Below are 24,006 nucleotides of genomic sequence, written 5' to 3'. Positions count from 1 at the left end.
TTACAGATTGATTTCACATCAAAAAAACCTATAAAAATTTATATAAAAGCACTCGCCACGCGGTCTGTAATCGGTTAACCTCAACTCCGATTACTACCGTGCAGCATAAAATTCGGTACCTTAAGCAACAAAAATGTGTGCATTAACACATTTTAGTAATTAAGGAATTGTCTTAGAGGGTCGCACTTATTAATCTCAACCCGTTTTGTCATCTGGCTGGCGACATTCTGTCGTAAGGACATCGAAGGAAAACACGTACAATGGTCAAGTCTCAACCAATTCTGAGATACCTCAGGCGGATTATTCCCGCAGTAGCATTAGCAACCCTCTTATCGGCATGTAGCAGTACCCATAACGGTCAGAACGCGAATAACGAGAATCATGAAGTTAACAACCAGAATGGTTTTTTACTTCAGGCGTCTCAGGACGAATTTGAACAAATGGTGCAGAACGTGGACGTTAAGTCCCGCATCATGGAGCAGTACAGTGACTGGAAAGGTGTGCGTTATCGCTTAGGCGGCGACACCAAACGCGGCATTGACTGTTCTGCTTTTGTTCAGCGCACCTTTCGCGAACAGTTTGGTTTAGAGCTGCCGCGTTCCACCTCGGAACAGCAGGACAGCGGTAAAGAGATTTCACGCAGTAAACTGCGTCCGGGTGATTTAGTGCTGTTCCGCGCCGGCTCCACCGGTCGTCATGTCGGCATCTATCTCGGCAACGACAATTTTGTACACGCGTCTACCAGCAGCGGCGTGATGATTTCCAGCCTTAACGACAGTTACTGGAAAAACCGCTACCGCGAAGCGCGTCGGGTACTGGCAAAAAACCCCAGTTAACCCCCTTCCTTCCTGATGTTCTCAGCCAGAGAATCTGAAAACGCTGCCCCGGCAGCGTTTTTTTCGTCTGCGGTTGCTTAAGCCAAATCCATGGCGGAAAAAGTAATTGTGAATCAAAAATATAACGAGACTTTTCGCGCAGCCTCGTTATATTCTCGTTGCCTTGAACCAGCACAGTTGTATGCGTTTTTATAATAAAAAGGGCAAGATCAGGGGAACCAACTCCATGCCACTGTCGGGGACGTTAAATCGTCATGCCAGCTACTCGCGGCGCATCGCCTGGAGTAGCGTAATTATTGGGGTCGCGTTTTTTATCCTGTTTGTCACCGTCCTGCTCACGCTGACCTGGCAAAAACGCGTCCAGCAACACCAGCAGCTGCTGGCTCACAGCCGTGACGATCTGCAACAGGTGATGTCAACCCTGGTCGAGAGCCTTTATCCACTGCAGCAATACACTCAACTCAGCTGCAACAGCGTCAACCGTGAGCTGACCTCTCGCGCCGCCTTTGCCGGCAACATTCGCGCGATATTACTGGTACGCGACGGCAACGCTTACTGCTCCTCGGCTACCGGCGCATTTCTGCTGGCCGCCAGCGCCATTTCACCCGATTCAGAGCTGGAGCGCGACCGTGATGTCCGCCTGCTGCCCGGCACGCCGCTGCAGCCCGCCAAACCAGCGCTGGCGCTGTGGCTGAAAAGTCCGGGAGCGAACGAAACCGGCATCCTCGCCACCATGAACCTCAGCATGACGCCTTACCAGCTGCTGGCCTCTTACCATCCCGAAATCACGCGCATGGCGCTGGTGGCAGGCGACAGCGCGCTGCTCAGCGGCACCAGCCAGGTGGTGCGCAGCCGCGATTTGCCGCCCGCCCTCACCGACCTGACGCTTGATGACGGCAGCATGCGCTTTGTGCTTTACGGCAGCACGCTGGCCTCACGCGATTACACGCTGGCTTTGCTGACCGGCCTGCTGCTGGCGCTGCTGGTTGCCGCAATCAGCTGGCTGCTGCTGTCGCTGCATCAGCGACCGGGACGTGAAATCCTGCTCGGCATCCGGCGCGGTCAGTTTCACGTTGAGTATCAGCCGCTGGTAACGGCACACAACGGCAAACCCTATGGCGTTGAAGCGCTGCTGCGCTGGACCCACCCGGTTGAAGGCATGATCCCACCCGATGTATTTATCAGCCACGCCGAAGCGCAAAACCTGATTATTCCTCTTACCCAACATCTGTTCAGCCTGGTAGCGCGCGACGCGCGTTTTCTCTGTCAGCAACTGCCGCGCGGCACCCGTCTCAGTCTGAATATGTCACCGCAGCATCTGGCATCGGCCAGTTTTCGCCGCGACGTCCAGGCGTGGATCGCCAGTATGCCCGCCGATCATTTTAACTATGTCTTTGAAATCACCGAGCGCACCATGGTGCGGGAGAAGAACGCCGGCGAAATCTTCGCCTGGCTGCATGAACACAATTTCAAGATTGCCATCGATGATTTCGGCACTGGCCATAGCGCGCTGATCTACCTGGAAAAATATCCGTTCGACTACCTGAAAATCGATCGCGGCTTTGTGCAGAGTATCGGCACCGAAACCGTAACTTCGCCGGTGCTTGACACCGTGTTGCTGCTGGCAAAGAAACTCAACCTGAAAACTGTGGCGGAAGGCGTTGAAACCGGCGACCAGGCGGCCTGGCTGGTTAATCGGGGCGTCACGCATCTGCAGGGGTATCTGTTTAGCCGCCCGCTGCGCCCGGAAAAGCTGATCAGCTACTATCAGAGCCAGGCCAGTTTGGGTTAACGTCACGTACCGCGCATGAAACTGCTACCATACAGTGCGGATTACCACAGGAGAGCGCCCCACTTATGCTGCTTCGTCTTGCCACAGCCCTACTGATGTGCAGCGCCATTGCGCCGGTGCACGCGGTCACTATCCATGAAAGCTATGCCTTTGCGAAGCTGGGCGAACCGAAATACGCGGTTAACTTCAGCCATTATGATTACGCCAATCCGGCGGCGCCAAAAGGTGGCAAGATCACTCTCGCCGTGGTGGGCACTTACGACAACTTCAACCGCTATGCGTCGCGCGGCAATCCCGGTATCGGCACTGACACGCTGTACGACGGCCTGTTTACCACCTCAGACGATGAGCCCGGCAGCTACTATCCGCTGATCGCCGAATCAGCACGCTATCCCAGCGATTATCACTGGATGGAGGTGTCGATCAATCCGCACGCGCAGTTTCAGGACGGTACACCGATCACCGCGCAGGATGTCGCCTTCACCTTCGGCAAATTCATGACCGAAGGCGTGCCGCAGTTTCGCGTGGCGTTTCGTGGCGTGCAGGTGAAAGCGCTGAACCGGCTGACGGTGCGCATTGAGATGCCCAAACCAGATAAAGACCTGGTGCTGAGTTGGATCACGCTGCCGGTGCTGCCGGAAAAATTCTGGCAGAACAAAAAATTCAATGAGCCGATTGGCTATCCGCCGCTCGCCAGCGGGCCTTACCGCGTCACTTCGTACAAATCCGGCCAGTTCATTCAATATAGTCGGGTGAAGAACTACTGGGCGGCCGATCTGCCGGTGAATCGCGGTCGCTTTAATTTTGATACCCTGCGCTACGACTACTATCTTGATGACAACGTGGCTTTTGAAGCGTTTAAGGCCGGTGCCTATGACCTGCGCGAGGAGAATTCGGCGAAGAAATGGGCCACACAATATCGCGGGCGCAACTTCACCAGCCACGCCATTGTGAAAGCCACCACGCCGAATGACGTCGCCACCGACACGCGCTGGCTGGCGTTCAATAACGAAAAAGCATTGTTTGCCGACCGCCGCGTGCGCGAGGCGCTGACGCTGGCGTTTGATTTTGAGTGGATGAACAAAGCGCTGTTCTACGGCGCTTACAAGCGGACCGACAGCTACTTCCAGAACACCGCTTATGCCGCCAAAGGCTATCCTGACGCCGCTCAGCTGGTCCTGCTCGCGCCCTACAAGGCGCAGCTGCCTGCCGAGGTCTTTAACAACGCCTACGCGCCGCCGCACTCTGACGGCAGCGGCTTTGACCGCAACAATCTGCTGCGGGCGATGGCGCTGCTGAAGCAGGCCGGCTGGCAGATCAAAAATCAGCAGCTGGTGAACGTGAAAACCGGCCAGCCGTTTCAGTTTGAACTGTTGCTGCGCAGCGGTTCTCAGAACGACTGGGCGCTGCCGTTCCAGCACAGCCTGGCACGGCTTGGCATTACGATGACGCTGCGTCAGGTGGACAGTTCGCAATATCTGCGCCGGCTGCGCGAAGGCGATTACGACATGATTCCGTCGCTTTATCAGGCGATGCCGTGGCCCTCCACCAGCCTGCAATATGTCTGGCAGTCGGATTACATCAGCTCCTCATGGAACACCGCGCGGGTAAAAGATCCGCTGGTCGACCATTTCGTGCAGCAGATCGTGGCGCATCAGGGCGATGAAAAAGCGCTGCTGCCGCTCGGTCAGGCGCTGGATCGCCTGCTGCTGTGGAACGCCTACATGATTCCGATGTGGTACAACGCCGAACAGCGGCTGGCCTGGTGGGACAAGTTTTCCCATCCGCAGATTAAACCGGCGTTTGCCACCGGGCTGGAAAACTGGTGGTACGATGTGAACAAAGCCGGTCGTTTACCGGCCGATCGACGCTGAGGAGAGCGGTTTGGGTGCTTATTTCCTGCGCAGGCTGTTGCTGATTATTCCCACGCTGTGGGCCATCATCACCCTGAATTTCTTTATCGTACAGATTGCGCCGGGCGGTCCGGTCGATCAGGCGCTGGCCAACATCCAGTTTGGTCATAGCACCGGTCTGCCTGGCGGCGGCGGCAGTGACAGCGGCGCGCGCGGTGCGCTGGTGCGCGACAATCCCGGCGACAGCCAGTACCGCGGCGCGCGCGGGCTGGATCCGGAGGTGGTGGCAGAAATAACTCATCGCTACGGCTTCGATAAGCCACTGCTGCAGCGCTATGGCGAAATGCTGTGGAATTACCTGCGTTTTGACTTTGGCGACAGCCTGTTTCGTAACGCCTCGGTGCTGCAGCTGATTAAAGAGAGCCTGCCGGTGTCGATCAGCCTCGGGTTGTGGAGCACGCTGATCATCTATCTGGTGTCGATTCCGCTGGGCATCAAAAAAGCGGTGCGCAACGGCAGCGCGTTTGATATCTGGAGCAGCATCTTTATCATCATCGGCTACTCAATTCCGGCGTTTTTGTTTGCCATCATGCTGATTGTGCTGTTTGCCGGCGGCAGCTATCTCGACTGGTTCCCGCTCCGCGGCCTCACTTCGCCGCAGTTTGATACGCTGCCGTGGTACAGCAAAATCAGCGATTATCTGTGGCATATCACCCTGCCGGTGCTGGCTACGGTAATTGGCGGCTTTGCCACCCTGACCATGCTGACGAAAAATTCGTTCCTTGATGAGGTGCGCAAACAGTACGTCGTCACGGCGCGCGCCAAGGGCCTGGATGAGAAGCGCATCCTGTACGGCCACGTGTTCCGCAACGCCATGCTGCTGGTGATCGCCGGGTTTCCCGCCACCTTTATCAGTATGTTTTTCACCAGCTCGGTGCTGATCGAAGTGATGTTCTCACTCAACGGCATGGGGCTGCTCGGCTATGATGCCACCATTCAGCGCGACTATCCGGTGATGTTCGGCACGCTGTATATCTTTACGCTGATTGGCCTGCTGATGAATATTCTCAGCGATCTGACCTATACGCTGGTCGATCCACGCATTGATTTTGAGGGCCGATGATGCGTTTATCTCCCGTTAACCAGCAGCGCTGGCAGCGCTTTCGTCACAACCGGCGCGGCTACTGGTCGCTGTGGCTGTTTCTGCTCATCTTTGTGATGTCGCTGGGCGCGGAATTATTAGCCAATGACAAACCGCTGCTGGTGCACTATCAGCAGCGCTGGTACGCACCACTGCTGTTTAACTACAGCGAGAGCGATTTAGGCGGCCAGTTTGCCACGGCGGCGGATTATCAGGATCCGTGGCTGAAACAACGTATTGATCAGCAGGGTTGGGCGCTGTGGGCTCCCATCCGCTTCAGCGACAGCACCATTCATTTCGCCACCGACGTGCCCTTCCCGTCACCGCCGTCCGCGCAAAACTGGCTGGGCACCGATGCTAACGGCGGCGATGTACTGGCACGTCTGCTGTACGGCACGCGCATCTCGCTGCTGTTCGGTTTGCTGTTAACGCTGTTCTCCAGCGTGATTGGTATTGTGGTGGGTGCCCTGCAGGGTTACTTTGGCGGCCGCGTTGACCTCATCGGTCAGCGATTGATTGAAGTGTGGTCCGGCATGCCGACGCTGTTCATGCTGATTCTGCTCTCCAGCGTGATTCAGCCCAACTTCTGGTGGCTGTTACTGCTGACAGTGATCTTCGGCTGGATGAGCCTGGTGAGCGTCGTGCGCGCCGAGTTCCTGCGCACGCGTAACTTTGACTATATCCGCGCCGCACGCGCGCTGGGCGTGAGCGATAGCCGCATCATGCTGCGCCACATGTTGCCCAACGCCATGGTTGCCACGCTCACCTTTCTGCCGTTTATCCTGTGCGGTTCGATCACCACGTTGACCTCACTGGATTTTCTCGGCTTCGGCCTGCCGGTGGGCTCGCCGTCGCTGGGCGAACTGCTGCTGCAGGGAAAAAACAATTTACAGGCACCGTGGCTTGGCCTTTCTGGCTTCTTCGCCCTCGCCCTGCTGCTGTCGCTGCTGATTTTTATCGGCGAAGCGGTGCGCGATGCCTTTGATCCGAGCCGGGGGCGCTAAATGAGTTTGTTAACGGTGAATCATCTGGCGGTGGCGTTCGGGCCGCGCCGCGTGGTGGAAGATATCTCGCTGCGTATCGACGCCGGCGAAACGCTGGCGCTGGTGGGCGAATCGGGATCGGGCAAGAGCGTGACGGCGCTGTCGATTATGCGTCTGCTGCCGCATCCGCCGGTGAGTTATCCGCAGGGCGAGATCCTGTTTGACGGGCGCGATGTGTTACAGGCCAGCGAACGTGAAATGCGCGGGCTGCGCGGCAACCAGATGGCGATGATTTTTCAGGAGCCGATGGTGTCACTCAATCCGCTGCACAGCGTGGAAAAGCAGCTGTATGAAGTGCTGTCGCTGCACCGTGGCATGCGGCGTGAAGCGGCGCGCGCTGAAATTCTCAGCTGCCTCGATCGCGTGGGCATCCGCCAGGCCGCGACGCGCCTGCATGATTTTCCGCACCAGCTGTCCGGCGGTGAGCGCCAGCGCGTGATGATCGCCATGGCCTTGCTGACGCAGCCCAAACTGCTGATTGCCGATGAGCCTACTACGGCGCTGGACGTCACGGTGCAGGCACAGATTTTACAGCTGCTGCGCGAACTGCAGCGTGAACTGAACATGGGCATGCTGTTCATTACCCACAACCTGAACATTGTGCGTCAGCTGGCCCACAGCGTGACGGTGATGCGCAACGGGCGCGAGGTGGAACACAACCGCTGTGACGCACTGTTTCGCCAGCCACAGCAGCCTTATACCCGCGAGCTGCTGGCCGCCGAGCCGGACGGCGCACCGGTGCCGCTGATCGACGCGCCGCCGCTGTTGCAGGTAACTAATTTGCAGGTGGGTTTCCCGATTCGCCGTGGACTGCTGAAGCGCACCGTGGCGGAAAAAACCGCGCTACACAATCTCAGTTTTACCCTGCGGCGCGGCGAAAGCCTCGGGTTAGTCGGCGAATCCGGGTCAGGCAAAAGCACCACCGGCCTGGCGCTGCTGCGCCTGATTGCTGCGCGCGGCGAGATCTGGTTCGACGGCCAGCCGCTGCATCAGCTGAGCGCGAAGCAGCTACTGCCGCTGCGCCAGCGCATTCAGGTGGTGTTTCAGGATGCCAACTCTTCACTCAATCCGCGCATGACGGTACAGCAGGTGATTGCCGAAGGGCTGGCGGTGCACCAGCCGCAGCTTAGTGCTGCCGAACAGGAAGCCAGAGTCATTGCGGTGATGGAAGAGGTTGGTCTGGAGGCAGCGAGCCGCAGCCGCTACCCGGCGGAATTCTCTGGCGGTCAGCGCCAGCGCATCGCCATTGCCCGCGCGCTGATCCTGCAGCCGCAGCTGATTGTGCTGGATGAACCCACCTCGTCGCTGGACCGCTCGGTGCAAAAGCAGATCCTCACCCTGCTGCGCCGTTTACAGCAGCAGCATCAGCTGGCGTATCTGTTTATCAGTCACGATTTGCAGGTGGTGCGCGCGCTGTGTCATCAGCTGGTAGTGTTGCGCCAGGGTGAAGTGGTGGAACAGGGTGAATGCGAAGCGCTGTTCAACGCGCCCGCAGCAGAGTATACGCGTCAGCTGCTGGCCTCCGCGCAGGGCGAGATCGGGCCTCAGTGACCGTCAAAGGTTTCGGCGATCGCCACGCCCTGATTTTTCAGACAGCAGTTAGTGGCGCTCTCGTCACCGCGCTGAATCAGCAAACACGGCTGCCCTTCACATTCGGCAATTTTGCACTCGACCTGAATCTGCGCCAGCGTTTCCTGTAGCTGCTGCAGGATCTCCAGCGCCGGATGGCCATCATGGCTCAGCAGGCGCAGCGCGACCAGATCCCCGTCATGCGCGCCGTTCGCTGCTTCCTGGCGTTCAATGGCGCCGGCATGTTCCAGCGACCAGCGGTAAAGTTGTGGTAAACGATGCACAACCGAGAGTTGCAGCATAGTGTTTCGGTTCCCAGAGACAGTAACGTTATTCACAACGGACGGCTTCATCGCGGTGAATCCCCACCTGGCAAGCTCAGCATACGGACGTCAAGGATAGCCTTCTCGTTTTAAGCACAAAGCGTGACGCAACTTTATTATTTGCGAGCTTTCTCGCATTTATGCCTATGTTTACCGCGTTACGCGGCGCTTAACAATCATTTTAGACGCAATGTCGTTACTTTTTTATCAATTAATTTTCACAATATGGAAACATTAAGCAGAGCGAGAGTGCGGAGAGGGGCAAATCAGGAGGTGAAATAACAGCGGGCTTAGCATAGACCCGCCGCCATCACGCGGTGTGGCGCGGACGGGCGGCGTAGCTGAACAGCACGATTGATACAGTAGCGCACAGCGCGATAGTGGCGACCATCGGCCAGGCGCTGTTGACGCTGACCAGCGACAGTAGCGCGCCAACCAGCGCACCGACGCCGAAGCGCAGCGTACCGGCCAGCGAGGATGCGGTGCCGGCCATATGGGGAAATTCGTCGAGGATCACCGCCATCGCATTGGAGGAGACGGTCGATACGCAGCCAATGAACATTGCCACGCCAAACACCAGCGGCAGGAAACCGAGGTTGAGCGCGCTGACAATCAGCAGCCAGATGCCCATGGCAAACTGAATCAGCAGACCGAGGCGGAACATCGCCAGCGGTCCGAAACGGCGCACCGCGCGGCTGTTAATCAGCGTCATGACAAACAGAAACACCACGTTGAGGCCAAAGTAGTAGCCGAAATTCTGCGGCGACACATGGTTCACTTCAATGTAAACAAACGGCCCGGCGTTAAGAAAGGTAAACAGCCCGGCAAACGAGAAGCCGCTTGCCAGCATATAGCTGAAGGCGCGTTTGTGCCGCACCAGCGCGACAAAATTGCTCAGCGTGGTGCGCAGGTGAAAACGCTGCCGCTGCTCGGGCTTAAGCGTTTCGCGGATCTGCGTTACCACCAGCACGGTGGTAATCAGTGCGGCCAATGCCAGCGTCCAGAAGATGGCGTGCCAGTTCCACAGCAGCAGCAGCCAGCCGCCGATGATCGGGGCCAGCAGCGGCGCAATGGTGGTGATCAGCATGACAAACGACATCATGCGCGAGAAATCTTCTTTCGAATAACTGTCGCGCATCAGGGCGTTAATTACCACGCTGGCCGCGGCGGCGGAGAGCCCGTGCAGGAAACGCATCAGAATCAGCTGGTCAATGGATTGCGACAGCGCACAGGCTGCCGCCGCGCAGGCAAAAATCAGCGTGCCAAGCACAATCACCGGTTTACGTCCGTAGCTGTCCGCCAGCGGGCCATACACCAGCTGACCAATGGCGAAGCCGAGGATGTAGAGATTCAGCGTCATCTGTACGCTGCCGGCCGACACCGCGAATTCACGGGCGATTTGCGGCATTGCCGACAGATACATATCAATGGAGAGCGGCATCAGCATCGCCAGCAATCCCAGAATCACCACTAATCCCACCGGTGAATTTTTTTCCTTACGCACCACTGTCTCCCGCTATTTGCGCTGTTTCAGTTCGTCCGGCAGGCCGATGCTGTTGATTTCCGCCTCGGTCAGTTCACGGTATTCGCCTTCACCGAGCTCCTCATCCAGCACAATCTCACCGATGCTTTCGCGATGCAGCGCCGTGACGTGGTTGCCCATCGCCGCAAACATGCGTTTCACCTGGTGATAGCGCCCTTCACTGAGGGTGAGACGTGCGGCTTTCTCATCAAGGATTTCCAGCTGCGCCGGTTTGGTCAGATCTTTCTCGTTGTGCAACTGAATGCCGGCAGCAAATTTTTCGATCAGCCCCGCGTCAAGCGGCTGCTCCAGCTCCACCAGGTAGGTTTTCTCCAGGTGATGGCGCGGAGAGGTAATGCGATGCGACCACTGACCATCATCGGTCAGCAGCACCAGCCCGGTGGTATCAATATCCAGCCGCCCTGCCGCGTGCAGTTTGAACGCCGCCGGCTCCTCAATGAAATAGAGAATAGTGGGATGATCCGGATCGTCGGTGGAGCAGACATAACCCTGCGGTTTATTCAGCATGAAATAGCGCGGGCCCTGCTGCACCGTCAGCGGATTGCCGTCGTACTCTACGGCATCGTCCGGCAGGACTTTATACGCGGTGTCGCGCACCACTTCGCCATTGATGGTGATCTTTCTGCCACGTATTTCACGGCCGGCGATGGCACGGCTAACTTCCAGTTGCTGAGATATGAATTTGTCGAGTCGCATGAATTCGCTTTTTTGCCTGTTACTGCGGAGGGGAACTGAAACGGCGTTTGCCCGGTAAATCATTTACAGCGTAGCGCGGCGGCCACGGCATAATTGAGAGCAGGGTTAACCGTTGAAAAAGTGTGGGCAGTATAGCCTGAACCTTCGCCTGCTAATAGTGCCGATCCTGCGTTTCAGCCACTTTCATGGCATAATGCGCGTCCGTTCCAGAATAAGCCGGTTCCCATGTCGTTTACCCTGCGCCCCTATCAGCAAGAAGCCGTTGATGCCACCGTTGCCCATTTTCGCCGCCACGCCACGCCAGCGGTGATTGTGCTGCCGACCGGCGCCGGCAAAAGCCTGGTGATCGCCGAACTGGCGCGGCTGGCGCGCGGTCGCGTGCTGGTGCTGGCTCACGTCAAAGAACTGGTGGAGCAGAACCACAGTAAATATCAGGCGTATGGCCTGCAGGCGGACATCTTCGCCGCGGGCCTGCAGCGCAAGCAGAGCGACGGTAAAGTGGTATTCGGCAGCGTGCAATCAGTGGCGCGCAATCTGGCCAGTTTTGACAGCGCCTTTTCGCTGGTGATCGTCGATGAGTGCCATCGCATCAGCGACAACGAGGAGAGCCAGTATCAGCAGCTGTTCGCCCATCTGCGCCAGCACAATCCGCAGCTGCGTCTGCTGGGGCTGACCGCCACGCCATTCCGCCTGGGCAAAGGCTGGATTTACCAGTACCACTATCACGGCATGGTGCGCGGCGATGATAATGCGCTGTTCCGCGACTGCATCTACGAATTGCCGCTGCGCTATATGATCAAACATGGCTTTCTGGTGCCACCTGAGCGGCTGGATATGCCGGTGGTGCAGTACGATTTCAGTCGGCTGATCCCGCAGAATAATGGCCTGTTCAGTGAGGCCGATCTTAACCGTGAACTGAAACAGCAGCAGCGCGTCACGCCGCAGATCATGCGACAGATCATCGAGTTCGCTGAGACGCGCCGCGGCGTGATGGTGTTTGCCGCGACCGTTGAACACGCGCGGGAAATTCTCAGCCTGCTGCCGGAAAACAGTGCGCTGGTGTCGGCGGAAACCCCGGTGAAAGAGCGTGACCGGCTGATTCAGCAGTTCAAAGCGCAGCAGCTTAAGTTTCTGGTTAACGTGGCGGTGCTGACCACCGGCTTTGACGCGCCGCACGTCGATTTGATCGCCATTCTGCGCCCGACCGAATCGGTCAGCCTGTATCAGCAAATTGTCGGTCGCGGATTGCGGCTGGCACCGGGCAAAACCGACTGCCTGATCCTTGATTACGCCGGAAACCCGCACGATCTCTTTACGCCCGAAGTCGGCGCACCGAAAGGCGCCAGCGATAACCAGCCGGTGCAGGTGTTTTGTCCGGCCTGCGGCTTTGCGAATACCTTCTGGGGCAAGGCGACCGAAGATGGCCACGTCATTGAGCACTTTGGCCGCCGCTGTCAGGGCGTGCTCGACGATGACGAGGGCAATCGCGCGCAGTGCGACTACCGTTTCCGCTTCAAAAGCTGCCCGGACTGCGGTGCAGAAAATGATATCGCCGCGCGCCGCTGCCAGCAGTGCGACAAGGTGCTGGTCGACCCCGATGATATGCTGAAAGCGGCGCTGAAGCTGAAAGACGCGCGCGTACTGCGCTGCAGTGGTATGACGCTGGCGCACGGACGCGATGATAAAGGCGAATGGCTGCAAGCCACCTATTTTGATGAGGATGGCACCAGCGTCAGCGAGCGCTTTCGCCTGCGCACTCCGGCGCAGCGCACCGCCTTTGAGCAGCTGTTTATGCGGCCACATCAGCGTGCGCCCGGCGTGGAGCTCGGCTGGCAGACCGCCGCCGATGTGGTGGCGTTGCAGCCGCTGCTGCGCCATCCCGATTTTGTGGTGGCGCGCGCCAAAGGCCACTTCTGGCAGGTGCGGGAAAAAATGTTCGATTATCAGGGACGCTATCGCCGTGCTAACGAGCTGCGCTAAGCGGCGGAATCATTTGCCCCGCTGTGGCAATCCGGCTATAATGCCGCCCGCTTTTGCATCCGTAAAAGCGTATTGAATAACCGTCCTGTTGCTGGGTCGCCTGTAGCAGGAACTATAGAAGAGATCTTAAGATGTTCACTATTAATGCAGAAGTACGTAAAGAGCAGGGTAAGGGTGCGAGCCGCCGCCTGCGCGCAGCGAACAAATTCCCGGCCATCATCTATGGCGGTAAAGACGCTGCGGTTTCTATCGAACTGGACCACGACGCTGTGATGAACATGCAGGCTAAGCCTGAGTTCTACAGCGACGTGCTGACTCTGGTTGTTGACGGTAAAGAAACCAAAGTTAAAGTTCAGGCTGTTCAGCGTCACCCGTTCAAGCCAAAACTGCACCACATCGACTTCGTTCGCGCTTAATCGCTAACGGGTTGACGAAAAAACGCCGCATCTGCGGCGTTTTTTTATGGCGCAAATCCGGCGATCACTGACCGCCGGTGCGACGCTGCAGCTGATCGCGCAGATTCGGCGGCGTGCCTTTGATGGTCAGCGTATCGGTGGCCGGATCCCAGAAAATGCGCTCGCCCAGCAGCATGGCATCAAAGTTAAGCGTTAATCCCCCGCCGCTACCGGCAAATTTCGTCAGCTGACGCAGGGTGCTGCGGTCGGCCGGGAAATGTTCCTCCAGCTCATAACCCTGTTCCTGGGTAAACGCCTGAAAGGTTTTTTCGCCCAGTGGCGGCAGCTCGCTGGAGAGATCTTCCAGCGCAATCTCCTCGCCCGCCTGCAGCTGTTCATTGCAGTAGCTGTAGACCTGTTGGCGATAGTTCTGGCGCTCATTTTTATCCAGGCTGGACTCGGCACAGTAATCATCTACCGCCTGCAGCAGCCCGCGGTTCTGTGCTTTGGTATCCAGACCGACGCTGGCGCCGAGGAAATCCATGAAGAAATCGGCCACTTTGCGCCCCACGCGTCCGCGCAGGAAGGTCAGGTAGCGCGTGGATTCCGGGTTGGTTTCCCACTCGGTGAGATCGATACGCGCCACGATATCGGCATGGTTGATATCCAGATAGTGCGTGCTGCTGATGTCGAGCTGCTCATTAACGCGCATGCTCGACTGGCTGTTCAGCACCGCCACCAGCAGATACTCCACCGCCAGATAGCGATAGTGCAGAAACAGCACCACGCCGCCTTCGGCGAACGGGTATTTGCTCAGCTCGTCGCGCAGGCGTCCGGTAGCCGCACGGCTGAACGCCAGGAAGTCATCCTGCCCTTTACGGCAGTTGCGCAGCGCTTCCGCCAGCTCGCTGTCTTCATTAAACAGGCCGTAAGCCTTGCTTTTGGCGCTATAGACGCGGTGTAACTCTTCCGCCATCTCTTCTACCGCCTGCGTGGCAGGTAACAGAGTATCGCGCAGCACCAGTTCCAGCTGGTTTTCATCACGTTTGACTAACTGATGCAGGGCAATCTGGTCGATATCCAGACTCATGGTAGACTCTCCTTTTGGCTCAGGCGCGTATTCAAACACCGCCCGCAGCCGCTTTCAACTGCGCGCACAAACTGATCGTTCTGCTTGCGATAAAATTGCGGAAAAAAGTGCGTTGTTACGGTAATATACCGCGTTTTCACACTTGATTAGTCGACGATATGCCACAATCATCCCGTTACAGCGACGCGCGCGTCGAACAGCTTCTCGCGCAGCTGGCGCAGGTTCTTGAAAAAGACAAAGCGCCAACCGATCTTTCCCTGATGGTGTTGGGGAACATGGTGACCAATTTGATCAACACCGACATCGCACCGGCCCAGCGCCGCAGCCTCGCCCGCTCGTTTGCGGAAGCGCTGCAGTCTTCCGTGCGCGATGACAACGCCCACTAAATTGCAGATTTGACCTCATAAATATGGTAACCAACCGGCAGCGCTACCGTGAAAAAGTCTCCCAGATGATCAGCTGGGGGCACTGGTTTGCCCTGTTTAATATTCTGTTTGCGCTTATTTTAGGCAGCCGCTACCTGTTGGTCGCCGACTGGCCCTCTTCCCTCGCCGGCCGTATTTATGCGTTTACCAGCTGGATTGGCCATTTCAGCTTTATCGTGTTTGCCGCTTATCTGCTGATTATCTTCCCGCTGACGTTTGTCGCCATGTCGCAGCGGTTGCTGCGCGTGCTCTCCGCCGTGGTCGCCACGGCCGGGCTGACGCTGATTATGGTCGACAGCGCGGTGTTCAACCGTTTCCATCTGCACCTCAATCCGGTGGTGTGGGAACTGGTGGTCAACCCCGATCAAAGCGAGATGGCGCGCGACTGGCAGCTGATGTTTATCAGCGTACCGCTGATTTTCCTCGTTGAGATGCTATTTGCCACCTGGAGCTGGCAAAAGCTGCGCAGCCTTAACCGGCGTTCGTTTGGCAAGCCGCTGGCCGCGCTGTTTATCAGCGCCTTCTTTGCCAGTCATCTGCTGTATATCTGGGCCGACGCCAACTTCTACCGGCCGATTACCATGCAGCGTGCCAACCTGCCGCTCTCCTATCCGATGACCGCACGGCGCTTTCTGGAGCGACACGGCCTGCTGGATGCGCAGGAGTATCAGCGCCGTCTGGTGCAACAGGGCGATCCGGAAGCGCTGTCGGTGCAGTATCCGCTCAGCGATATTACGTTCCGCGATGGCGGAACGCGCCACAACCTGCTGATTCTGACGGTGGACGGCCTGAACAATGCCACGGTGGATAAAGCGCTGCCGTCGCTTAACCAGTTCGCCAGTGAAAATGTGCGCTTTACCCAGCATTACAGCGCCGGACTGCAGCCGGAAAAAGGCCTGTTCGGCCTGTTCTACGGTATCTCATCCAGCTACATGGACGGCGTGCTGGCGGCGCGCATGCCCTCTGCCCTGCTCGGCGCGCTGAACAGCCAGGGTTATCAGTTCGGCCTGTTCTCTTCCGATGGCTTTAGCCAGCCGCTGTACCGTCAGGCGCTGCTGGCGGATTACAGCCTGCCGCAGGCCGATACCCAGCCTAACAGCACCACGGTGACACAGTGGCAGAACTGGCTCAATGGTCAGAAAGGCGGCGCGCCCTGGTTCTCGTGGATCGCGCTCAACGGCGTGACGATAACCGGCGACAGCACCAAAGCGCGCCAGCGCAGTTATATGCGCCAGGCGACAGGCGTGGATGAACAAATCGCGACGGTGCTGCATACGCTGCAGCAGAATGATGCGCTGAAGAATACCGTGGTGGTGATCACGGCGCAGCGCGCCATCACTTTCGACAACAGCGATAACCCGGGCAACCGCGCGACGCTGCAGGTACCACTGGTGGTGCACTGGCCGAATACCCCGGCGCAGAGCATCGATCGCCTGACCGATCAGCAGGATGTGATGACCACGCTGATGCAGCGCCTGCTGCACGTGCGCACCAATCCGGTTAACTATTCACAGGGTGAAGATCTGTTTGCCGCGCAGCGCAGCCATAACTGGGTCGCCAGCAGTGAAGATGGCAAACTGGTGGTGACTACGCCAACGGTGACGCTGGTGCTCAGCAACAACGGTAACTACAGCGCGTACGATGCCCAGGGCAAAGAGCTGAAAGATCATAAACCTCAGCTGGCGCTGCTGTTGCAGGTGCTGACGGAAGAGAAACGGTTCACGGCAAACTGATTAATTATGAGGCAGTTAAGCTGCCGGCATATTGCAATCGCCAACGGAACCAGTAGTATAACCCTCCACGTTCGGCACGTAGCGCAGCCTGGTAGCGCACTGTCATGGGGTGTCAGGGGTCGGAGGTTCAAATCCTCTCGTGCCGACCATCAACCTCTTCAAAGTTTTGTCCAGCTAAGTCCAGACAAGACTATAAATATAGAAAGTACAGTGGGTTAACATGATCCGCTGTACTTTTTATTGTCTAGTGACGTCCATAGTCTTACATTGAAATCCACGATTGATAGGCCTATCTCTAGGCTTAGTCATACATTGGCTTGAAAAGCGATATGCCTATCACTGCTAAGGACTGAAATGGAGAGCTTTTGTGGCAAGGCAGACTAAACCTCTTACAAATACTGAAATCAAAAACGCTAAGTGTTCGGAACGTGCCATCGTCCTCTATGACGGAGACGGACTAGAAATTCAGATCAATCCAGCCGGTTCAAAACTCTGGCGCTTCCGTTACTACAGACCTTTTACAAGCAAACGCACTATCCTCAGCTTCGGTTCCTACCCAGAAATCTCTCTCTTAGAAGCTCGCCAGTTCCGTACAGACTTCCGAAAACTTCTGCAGCAGGACATTGATCCGCAAGAGCACAGGAAGGCGCAAAGACTTCAACAAAGAGAAGCAACAGAAAACACATTCGAAAAGGTTGCTGCATTATGGTTCAAGACTAAAGAAGCTGCCGGACTAACCCAGCACACGCTAAACGACATCTGGCGCTCTCTAAGTAAGTATGTGTTTCCACACATTGGCTCATTGCCTATCGCAAAAATCACCGCTCAGCAATTCATTGGGGCGCTTGAACCAACTCACTCAGCCGGAAGGCTGGAAACAGTTAAACGTCTTACGCAGCGTATCAATGAAGTCATGGACTACGCCCTCAATTCAGGATTAGTGACTTTCAATCCTGCTGCGAGAATCAGTAGAACCTTCCATAAGCCGACAGTAAAGCACCGCCCTGCCCTTGCACCCGAACAACTCCCCCTACTTATGAAGGCTCTCGCATTTGCGAGTATTGGCAGACAGACGCGTTGCCTGATTGAATGGCAGCTTCTTACTATGACGCGGCCAGCCGAAGCAGCAATGACCCGGTGGGACGAGATCAATTTTGAGACAAAGGAATGGCGCATTCCTGCCGGGCGCATGAAAATGAAACGTATGCATATTGTTCCGTTGTCTGACCAGGCACTTGCCGTATTAGAAATCATGAAGGCTATCAGTAAACATAGACCACACGTTTTCCCGGGCTACCGTAACCCACTGGAACCAATGAACAGTCAGACGGCAAACATGGCGCTGAAACGTATGGGCTTCAAAGATATCCTTGTTGCGCATGGTATGAGATCCATAGCCTCAACTGTTCTCAATGAGAAAGGGTTTCAGCCTGACGTGATTGAAGCAGCACTGGCACACATTGATACTAATGAGGTCAGAAGAGCTTACAACCGTTCTCAATATCTAGAGCAACGAAGAGATATGATGGCGTGGTGGGGAAGGCATGTTGAACTTTCAGCAAGTGGCAACTACAGCTTTTCATCAGGATTGGAAAATGATTCATTAAATCATTACCATGATTTAAAAGTATGATAATTATTTGCATTTAACATTGTACTCTACTACAAGAATAGCAACTCAACTTTATGATCCAAAGATCATGACTAAGCCTAATAATTATATAAGGAAATAGCCTAATGATTTATCAGTGTTACTCATGCAGCAAGACATCTTTCGAAATTATTTGTCCCTGGTGTTCTGGCGGAGTACCAACTGCAACGAATTCATGGGGCACAAAAACGCCCACCCCTATTACCTCAGAACAAATGATCCCTCTGAATCCCTCTTTTTATCCAGAATTTCAGTATCAGTCAAAAGGAATTATCAAAGACTTGTTCGGGAAAAAGAAAGAGCAGTCCCAACTCAATAGTCTCTTGCAGAATGTTTTAGATAAATATGCAACGTTTAAGGATCCTTATTTCACTAATTTCATTTACACAACAAAGTTTTCACATGATAAGCGATCAGAAAGTGATTTATCGGAAGACAAAAGCACTTATTCTGATTTTGTATTATTTCGTGAAGTACTTGTTCGAAAGGGGTTTAATGAATTGGAAGAGCTGCCAATGCTTTTGGACAAGCTTTTACTTACTACATCATTTAACGCTGTATATAACGGGTTTGCGAAAGAGATCAAAAGACATATCAAACCTACATTAACAGAATCTTTAAAATCATGGATTGAAGAAGCAGGAACGACATTTAGATCTGATCTATCATTGTTTCTATACTTTGTCTGGAGCAATAACATAGCCTTCTCTGCATTAGAATTCAATGAGAACGCACAAAACACTCCGGGCAAGCCATTGATCTCAATTGATAATGTTAGAAAGTATATATCAATCTGTGAAACTATATATTTTGACATACTGGTAGAAAGATTGGCTATACGCCTTGAACATTTCAATCCCGATAAATATGTTAATATGTACTCAGTTGATTCAATGAATGGTTTTGAATTTGAAGACTTCTTAGTCAAGATATTCCAAACTCTTGGATACGATGTTAAAGAAACTAAGAGAACTCAAGATCAAGGTGCAGATCTATTTGTCACTCGTTTCGATAAAAATATTGTTATTCAGGCAAAAAATTATTCTGGCTCAGTTGGTAATTCAGCAGTACAACAAGCTATCTCCGCTAAGGCATTTTACTCATGTGACGAAGCAATGGTTATAACAAATTCATATTTCACCAATTCGGCCAAAGAACTTGCTGAATCAGCAAAAGTACGTTTGATTGACAGAAATGAATTACAGAAATACCTAGAAGATTACAACCAAAAAATAATAGAAGACTTCAAATAATCGAATAATCGAATAATCGAATAACTATAGTTTTCACGAAACTAATAGAGTTGATGTTAAACAAGACATTTAAAGAATTAGCACAACTTTTACTGCCTAAGTGCAAAATTGGAAAAGTAATTAAGGGTGGTTATCTAGTAATCTTGGACATACAATCCTGATACTACGCCACCCTGACCTTTAGAAAATAACAAATAAAGACCCGCACAGAGTATCTACAATAATTTAATTATCCGAATCTGGCTGTAAATCTTTTATTACTGACTCTCCGGCTCATTTTATTGTTGCAATTAGGACATAAATGTTGTTTACGACCTTCAATTGTCCAAGTGTAGTAGTTTCTTTTAAACAATATTCCACATATATCACATCTTCGTGGTTTCAGAATCGCGCCTATAATTGCCAATAAAATGACCCCACCAAAGATCCATTCCATAAATCCTCTCATAAAAAAAGCAGTCAATTATTAATAATAATTCTTTTATTAAAGAAAAAATAATTCCGTCATTAGACTTGATAATACCTGCAAGTAAGTATATATCTTTTCTTGAGAGATTTCCCTCTCGAACATATAGGATACCAATCATGTCACTTAAAACAGGACCAAAACGCATTGCTGAATCAACTGGCAAACCTGATCAGCGCCAGCGTGATAACAAAAACACGCCTGGAAATACTCCAGATCTGAAGCCTAGTAAATCTTCAAAAAAATGATTATTGTAAATTTAAACGCATAAAAGCCTTTCGGGGCTTTTTTTTAATAGCGCACGCTCAGCCAGCAGTAAATTCTCAAGTGTATTTTCACATTTTTCTCTATTACAATCTACTCTTAGCAACATATTGCGCAAGCATAAAAAAATAAATATAAAAACGACAAAAAAGTGCCATTGGAGAAAAGATCATTATAGCTGACTATCAGTTAAGATTTAAACAAAAAAAATTTTAGCTTTCGATAAAAAGCAGAGTGAATTGCAATTTCTACTTAACTCAAATTATAGAAGCTTAATCGCTCCAGCTATCAATTTTTTAATTGATTAACTCAAACTGAGTTAACAGCACTTTTAAACATGGTAATGTCAATCTGCGTTAGAAAAATGCGTGTTAACGATTAAAACAAAACCTCTGGAGATTGATATATGTCAAAAGTACCACTCGGAACCACTGGCACTACTGGCGGAACATGTCCTGAAAGTGGAGTATGGACTGTTGTTGGAACTCCTTCAACGACTGCGCCGATTGCAAAAAATAATCGATTCCCACCCTATAATGGAAAGTCGGTTACCTGGAAGCTAACCCAGTATGCTTAATAATTGGTGACCGCATTGCGGTCACTTTCAGCAATTTCATGAGGACAGGAAATGAAATACACTGTGGCAGGAAAGAGCTTTCTTACAAAGGAATTAATCAAGAAAGAGGCTCAGCGCATCCTTAATAAAGACACAATAGGAAATGCTGTAAAAGGAGAAGATTATGATTTTTTATTAAGTTTATTTAAAAATCATAGCGAATGGGAAGAAAAGAGTCGAGGTGGATTTGAGGGAATTTTCACAGGTAAAGCTTCACATGGCACAACATGCTTTTATTTAAAAAAGGAAAACGACTTAGAAGACATCTCATTCATACATGCTATTAAATGCTTAAAGCCTAATAGATGAGATACTCAGTATTAACCCCTGACATTAAAAATACAGGGGCTAATAATTTGCATATAAACTCTTCACACCCAGCCGTATTTTAGTTTATCATACAAACAAGCTAATTTTTTAAAGTAAGTTGCATAACTTGAATTATCAGGGTTAATTTTATCAATACTTGCAATAAGAAAATCTCGAGTAACATCAAGATCAATTTTATCCCAAAGGAATGGAATATAGATCGCAGCTGACTCAGGAGTACAATGTTCAATTATATATTTAGCATCCTTACCTTTAAATTTTCTTACGTAAGACCGTAAATAAGTAGAACATTGGTAGCTTTTATCTTGGCGGAGAACCCACTTATCTAGATTAAGAGAAGACTTTTTGTAGTCGTCGTAACTCTCGATACCTATTTCCTTTAAATATTTGAAAACAGGTATGTTAGGCGAATGCTTTCCAGCATTAGGAATTACACTATCTAAAATACTATTGGCATGATATTTTTTATTACATTTTAGCAAATCTTCAAATAAGTCCAAATTTCGTATTTGTGTGTACCCGATCATGCCTACTTCGTCTTCTTTTTTCTTTGCGGCTGCTACTCCCACACCAACAACAAATTCAACATCTTCATGTTTTTCGACCTCATCAATATCTACTACATAGATCTTTTTCTCAGGCTCATTAGATTGAACTAAATTATAAAGCTCTTCCTTACAGTACCTTAATATTCTTGCAGGTATTTTTCTTTTATTTTCGTCTATAGCCTCATAAATTGGTAAAAAATCATCAGTTCGGATTAACGTAATGGGGATCTGTACGCCATCAATCGCAGTATAAGTTTCAGAGACTGTTGGTTCCTCGATACCTTCTTCTCGCTGAACAAATATTAAATTATTTCGAAGTTGATGTAGGTTCTCGCTGCCAATACATACAGAAATTGCACTAAGTAAATCACTAATATTTTTATCAGATAGTGAGTAACCTAGAAAAACAACAGGGTGCTCAACGAAAATGGTTATGAGCTTTGCTGCAAGATAAGGATTCTTTAAATTAAAATCTGCATAGTCATAGTCAGTTAAAACCAGAGACTTTGGCTTATGGGCGCTTCCATGAATTTTGTATATTTCGGCAATTGATTGTGGGTTTGAGAAAAGCAATTCATTTTGCCCAGTATAAACTTTATAGTCTGGAAAAAGCTGCTCAAGAAAACAGTCCCAGTTTGTAGTGATAAGACCATCAACATTGAGATTGGATAGTAAGTTTATCTCCTTTGTGTATTGGCTATCACTTAATGGCTTTTGAATAGCCTTAGTCAATATGTCACATATTTCAAAACGCATAGCGGAAGTATTGTCTATAACTCTCTTACTGAATTTTTCACGACTTGAAGAATACAAATCATCGGTCCACCATTCATTATTAAAATCTTCCGCTATAAGACGAGCAGCGGTGGGATATGTACTATTACCACTAGAGAGATAATACTCAAATGGTTTTTTTTGGGTGCAAAAAAATGATAGTAATGTCCTCCAGTCAGGCAGGCCTATATATCTTCGTGAAAATCCTGAACCTATGAAAAGAAAAGGCCCTGCACTTCTTTGGTTGAAAATGTTCACCAATGTGTCTTTCAACTGATAGCTATCCATATGATACATCCTTAAGTTAAATTTTTTTATATGACACACAAAGGGTGGTAACTAGCAAAACCTACAAGATATTGATATAAATGAATAAAATAAAATAGTTCACGCTCCCCCCTTTACTTTTTACCACATATTAATAAGATATGCTTCTATTTATGATTTTAAGTTTTGATTACAAGGCTTCATCATTAGAAAAGTGATCATTTCCTAGCAGAGAATTCTTTATTTTACTAAGGAACAATTAATGTGTTCAAATCTTACTTCCTGTAATTTTACGTAGTTTTTTAGTCTAGCAAGGGCTAACTCATAGAAGCTACGCGTTCTATTCATGCCTTGCCTTTTTTCTCTTCGGTCATAAAGGTTAGAAAGCAAAAAAATTAAGAGGACGTGTTATGTCAGAAATTATAAATGCAATTAAGAGTTACTTTTCAGAAAACTTAGTTAAAGTAATATTTTTTGTATTCATTCTCATTATTGCAATTGCATTTTCAATTAGCTCGATCTTCCCTAAAATTTCAGATTTATTAATGAAAATCGGGCCTGTGATTTTTGGATTAGGTATATTCACTGGTCTAACAAGAACAAAATTTTATACGGAATTTTTCCAACGAGTTATTTTCAATGTATTTTATAATCCATCTGAGAACAACAAGCCCAATGAACTTACCGAAAAATGGAAAGTACTCACCAAAGCTATACTTAAAAATGTAGCGGAAAAGTTTCATGATAATGGTACTAATGAAATATTTACAAGATATCTTGATATAAAGACAGACTATCATTACTCAGATGTTGAAATAACTTTCAACATCGAATTAAAAGAGGACGATATAGTAGAAATTACTCAAACAATAAAAAATAAAATAGTTGCTAATAAAACTTGTGATAAAATAACTATGGAGCAGATTTTTTCTTCCTATCAAGATCATGACAATGGCTTTAAAGTTAGGGAGATATTAATTAATGGCTCACCGTATGAAAAAGCCACAGAACCTAGTAAAGAAAAGAATGTTACAACAATAAAAATAGAGATTGATACATCTGTAAAAAAAGAAATCTTGGTTGAAAGGACTTATCTACATCGTCAAAACATAGCTCAAGATCCTATTTTTACACAAGAATATGTCAGATTTGTACAGGGTATTAATATCAAATACAAAACTAAAAAGTGTAAGGTACATATTTATAAGATAGGTTACAATAATATGATTGACGAAAAAAATATTTACAAAGATAGTAGTGGATTTTATAGGGTGCCTCTTTCTTCTCCCGAAGACTTGACATTACCCGGACAAGGTTATATGTTGGTAATAACACCTAAAAAGGTTGTTTCATCGTTATGAGGAATATAATTATGAACGTTATCACTAAAGTTTAATAAAACCTACCTAATTAGACCC

20 protein-coding genes and 1 tRNA gene are annotated in these 24,006 nt (G+C 50.9%); 16 read left to right on the top strand and 5 right to left on the bottom strand.

Going from position 1 to position 24,006, the window contains the following annotated elements:
• Positions 1 to 260: 260 nt before the first annotated feature.
• From mepS to yejF, 6 genes are all read left to right on the top strand, one after another.
• Complete coding sequence (mepS, locus tag C1N56_RS06940; RefSeq protein ID WP_031280047.1) at positions 261 to 836, top strand: bifunctional murein DD-endopeptidase/murein LD-carboxypeptidase; 576 nt, start codon at positions 261 to 263, stop codon at positions 834 to 836.
• 226 nt (positions 837 to 1,062) lie between these two features.
• Positions 1,063 to 2,628: a cyclic di-GMP phosphodiesterase gene (locus C1N56_RS06935; protein ID WP_058757525.1), complete on the top strand. Its 1,566-nt coding sequence runs from the start codon at positions 1,063 to 1,065 to the stop codon at positions 2,626 to 2,628.
• Between the two features lie 65 nt (positions 2,629 to 2,693).
• Positions 2,694 to 4,502 carry an extracellular solute-binding protein gene (locus C1N56_RS06930; protein ID WP_336698129.1) on the top strand — a complete coding sequence of 603 codons (1,809 nt, stop codon included), beginning with the start codon at positions 2,694 to 2,696 and terminating at the stop codon, positions 4,500 to 4,502.
• Positions 4,503 to 4,512: 10 nt separating this feature from the next.
• Complete coding sequence (locus C1N56_RS06925; RefSeq protein ID WP_058757245.1) at positions 4,513 to 5,604, top strand: microcin C ABC transporter permease YejB; 1,092 nt, start codon at positions 4,513 to 4,515, stop codon at positions 5,602 to 5,604.
• Positions 5,604 to 6,626, top strand: coding sequence for an ABC transporter permease (locus C1N56_RS06920; RefSeq protein ID WP_058757524.1), 1,023 nt, complete (start codon positions 5,604 to 5,606; stop codon positions 6,624 to 6,626). Before C1N56_RS06925 ends, C1N56_RS06920 begins: the two co-directional genes overlap by 1 nt.
• On the top strand, positions 6,627 to 8,216 hold the full coding sequence (gene yejF / locus C1N56_RS06915) for a microcin C ABC transporter ATP-binding protein YejF (protein ID WP_336698125.1): 1,590 nt from the start codon (positions 6,627 to 6,629) through the stop codon (positions 8,214 to 8,216).
• On the opposite strand, the gene C1N56_RS06910 is transcribed toward yejF, so the two are convergent.
• From C1N56_RS06910 to rsuA, 3 genes are all read right to left on the bottom strand, one after another.
• Positions 8,210 to 8,536 (bottom strand): YejG family protein, encoded by a 327-nt coding sequence (locus tag C1N56_RS06910; RefSeq protein ID WP_021509254.1) that lies wholly within the window; start codon positions 8,534 to 8,536, stop codon positions 8,210 to 8,212. The two genes, yejF and C1N56_RS06910, sit on opposite strands and share 7 nt — an antisense overlap.
• 331 nt (positions 8,537 to 8,867) lie before the next feature.
• Positions 8,868 to 10,061 (bottom strand): Bcr/CflA family multidrug efflux MFS transporter, encoded by a 1,194-nt coding sequence (locus C1N56_RS06905; protein ID WP_394517310.1) that lies wholly within the window; start codon positions 10,059 to 10,061, stop codon positions 8,868 to 8,870.
• Between the two features lie 12 nt (positions 10,062 to 10,073).
• Complete coding sequence (gene rsuA, locus C1N56_RS06900) at positions 10,074 to 10,796, bottom strand: 16S rRNA pseudouridine(516) synthase RsuA (RefSeq protein ID WP_021509252.1); 723 nt, start codon at positions 10,794 to 10,796, stop codon at positions 10,074 to 10,076.
• Between the two features lie 225 nt (positions 10,797 to 11,021).
• Between rsuA and C1N56_RS06895 the strand changes: the two genes are divergently transcribed.
• Positions 11,022 to 12,776: a DEAD/DEAH box helicase gene (locus C1N56_RS06895; protein ID WP_125309766.1), complete on the top strand. Its 1,755-nt coding sequence runs from the start codon at positions 11,022 to 11,024 to the stop codon at positions 12,774 to 12,776.
• Between the two features lie 131 nt (positions 12,777 to 12,907).
• A complete protein-coding gene (gene rplY, locus C1N56_RS06890; protein ID WP_010618083.1) occupies positions 12,908 to 13,192 on the top strand; it encodes a 50S ribosomal protein L25 in 285 nt (94 codons plus the stop codon).
• Positions 13,193 to 13,256: 64 nt separating this feature from the next.
• On the opposite strand, the gene yejK is transcribed toward rplY, so the two are convergent.
• Positions 13,257 to 14,261 (bottom strand): nucleoid-associated protein YejK, encoded by a 1,005-nt coding sequence (gene yejK / locus C1N56_RS06885; protein ID WP_021509250.1) that lies wholly within the window; start codon positions 14,259 to 14,261, stop codon positions 13,257 to 13,259.
• Between the two features lie 158 nt (positions 14,262 to 14,419).
• Between yejK and C1N56_RS06880 the strand changes: the two genes are divergently transcribed.
• The 7 genes from C1N56_RS06880 (at position 14,420) to C1N56_RS06850 (ending at position 20,978) form a co-directional block, all read left to right on the top strand.
• Positions 14,420 to 14,647, top strand: a complete 228-nt coding sequence (locus C1N56_RS06880; protein WP_021509249.1) for a YejL family protein — start codon at positions 14,420 to 14,422, stop codon at positions 14,645 to 14,647.
• A 23-nt stretch (positions 14,648 to 14,670) separates the two neighbouring features.
• Positions 14,671 to 16,419 carry an LPS biosynthesis-modulating metalloenzyme YejM gene (gene yejM, locus C1N56_RS06875; RefSeq protein WP_336698119.1) on the top strand — a complete coding sequence of 583 codons (1,749 nt, stop codon included), beginning with the start codon at positions 14,671 to 14,673 and terminating at the stop codon, positions 16,417 to 16,419.
• Positions 16,420 to 16,491: 72 nt separating this feature from the next.
• Positions 16,492 to 16,568: transfer RNA gene (locus C1N56_RS06870), tRNA-Pro, on the top strand.
• Positions 16,569 to 16,786: 218 nt separating this feature from the next.
• Positions 16,787 to 18,052, top strand: coding sequence for an integrase domain-containing protein (locus C1N56_RS06865; protein ID WP_052018814.1), 1,266 nt, complete (start codon positions 16,787 to 16,789; stop codon positions 18,050 to 18,052).
• A gap of 104 nt (positions 18,053 to 18,156) precedes the next feature.
• On the top strand, positions 18,157 to 19,323 hold the full coding sequence (locus C1N56_RS06860) for a restriction endonuclease (RefSeq protein ID WP_034937977.1): 1,167 nt from the start codon (positions 18,157 to 18,159) through the stop codon (positions 19,321 to 19,323).
• A gap of 585 nt (positions 19,324 to 19,908) precedes the next feature.
• Complete coding sequence (locus C1N56_RS06855; protein ID WP_394517309.1) at positions 19,909 to 20,037, top strand: hypothetical protein; 129 nt, start codon at positions 19,909 to 19,911, stop codon at positions 20,035 to 20,037.
• A 644-nt stretch (positions 20,038 to 20,681) separates the two neighbouring features.
• Complete coding sequence (locus tag C1N56_RS06850; RefSeq protein ID WP_394517308.1) at positions 20,682 to 20,978, top strand: DUF3223 domain-containing protein; 297 nt, start codon at positions 20,682 to 20,684, stop codon at positions 20,976 to 20,978.
• A 62-nt stretch (positions 20,979 to 21,040) separates the two neighbouring features.
• On the opposite strand, the gene C1N56_RS06845 is transcribed toward C1N56_RS06850, so the two are convergent.
• Positions 21,041 to 22,609 carry an SIR2 family protein gene (locus C1N56_RS06845; protein ID WP_394517307.1) on the bottom strand — a complete coding sequence of 523 codons (1,569 nt, stop codon included), beginning with the start codon at positions 22,607 to 22,609 and terminating at the stop codon, positions 21,041 to 21,043.
• A gap of 389 nt (positions 22,610 to 22,998) precedes the next feature.
• Here C1N56_RS06845 and C1N56_RS06840 point away from each other — a divergent pair, with 389 nt between their 5' ends.
• Positions 22,999 to 23,949, top strand: coding sequence for a hypothetical protein (locus tag C1N56_RS06840; protein WP_394517306.1), 951 nt, complete (start codon positions 22,999 to 23,001; stop codon positions 23,947 to 23,949).
• Positions 23,950 to 24,006: the final 57 nt, after the last annotated feature.

Source organism: Pantoea sp. SGAir0175, assembly GCF_043547855.1.
The sequence above is the reverse complement of the archived record's forward strand: the minus strand, read 5'-3'. Positions and strand labels throughout refer to the sequence as shown.

Bases quoted from the DNA above. Each gene is read 5' to 3' on its own strand.
- mepS (WP_031280047.1), top strand. From the start codon at position 261: ATGGTCAAGTCTCAACCAATTCTGAGATACCTCAGGCGGATTATTCCC.
- C1N56_RS06935 (WP_058757525.1), top strand. From the start codon at position 1,063: ATGCCACTGTCGGGGACGTTAAATCGTCATGCCAGCTACTCGCGGCGC.
- C1N56_RS06930 (WP_336698129.1), top strand. From the start codon at position 2,694: ATGCTGCTTCGTCTTGCCACAGCCCTACTGATGTGCAGCGCCATTGCG.
- C1N56_RS06920 (WP_058757524.1), top strand. From the start codon at position 5,604: ATGCGTTTATCTCCCGTTAACCAGCAGCGCTGGCAGCGCTTTCGTCAC.
- yejF (WP_336698125.1), top strand. From the start codon at position 6,627: ATGAGTTTGTTAACGGTGAATCATCTGGCGGTGGCGTTCGGGCCGCGC.
- C1N56_RS06910 (WP_021509254.1), bottom strand. From the start codon at position 8,536: ATGCTGCAACTCTCGGTTGTGCATCGTTTACCACAACTTTACCGCTGG.
- rsuA (WP_021509252.1), bottom strand. From the start codon at position 10,796: ATGCGACTCGACAAATTCATATCTCAGCAACTGGAAGTTAGCCGTGCC.
- C1N56_RS06895 (WP_125309766.1), top strand. From the start codon at position 11,022: ATGTCGTTTACCCTGCGCCCCTATCAGCAAGAAGCCGTTGATGCCACC.
- rplY (WP_010618083.1), top strand. From the start codon at position 12,908: ATGTTCACTATTAATGCAGAAGTACGTAAAGAGCAGGGTAAGGGTGCG.
- yejK (WP_021509250.1), bottom strand. From the start codon at position 14,261: ATGAGTCTGGATATCGACCAGATTGCCCTGCATCAGTTAGTCAAACGT.
- C1N56_RS06880 (WP_021509249.1), top strand. From the start codon at position 14,420: ATGCCACAATCATCCCGTTACAGCGACGCGCGCGTCGAACAGCTTCTC.
- yejM (WP_336698119.1), top strand. From the start codon at position 14,671: ATGGTAACCAACCGGCAGCGCTACCGTGAAAAAGTCTCCCAGATGATC.
- C1N56_RS06860 (WP_034937977.1), top strand. From the start codon at position 18,157: ATGATTTATCAGTGTTACTCATGCAGCAAGACATCTTTCGAAATTATT.
- C1N56_RS06855 (WP_394517309.1), top strand. From the start codon at position 19,909: ATGTCACTTAAAACAGGACCAAAACGCATTGCTGAATCAACTGGCAAA.
- C1N56_RS06850 (WP_394517308.1), top strand. From the start codon at position 20,682: ATGAAATACACTGTGGCAGGAAAGAGCTTTCTTACAAAGGAATTAATC.
- C1N56_RS06845 (WP_394517307.1), bottom strand. From the start codon at position 22,609: ATGGATAGCTATCAGTTGAAAGACACATTGGTGAACATTTTCAACCAA.
- C1N56_RS06840 (WP_394517306.1), top strand. From the start codon at position 22,999: ATGTCAGAAATTATAAATGCAATTAAGAGTTACTTTTCAGAAAACTTA.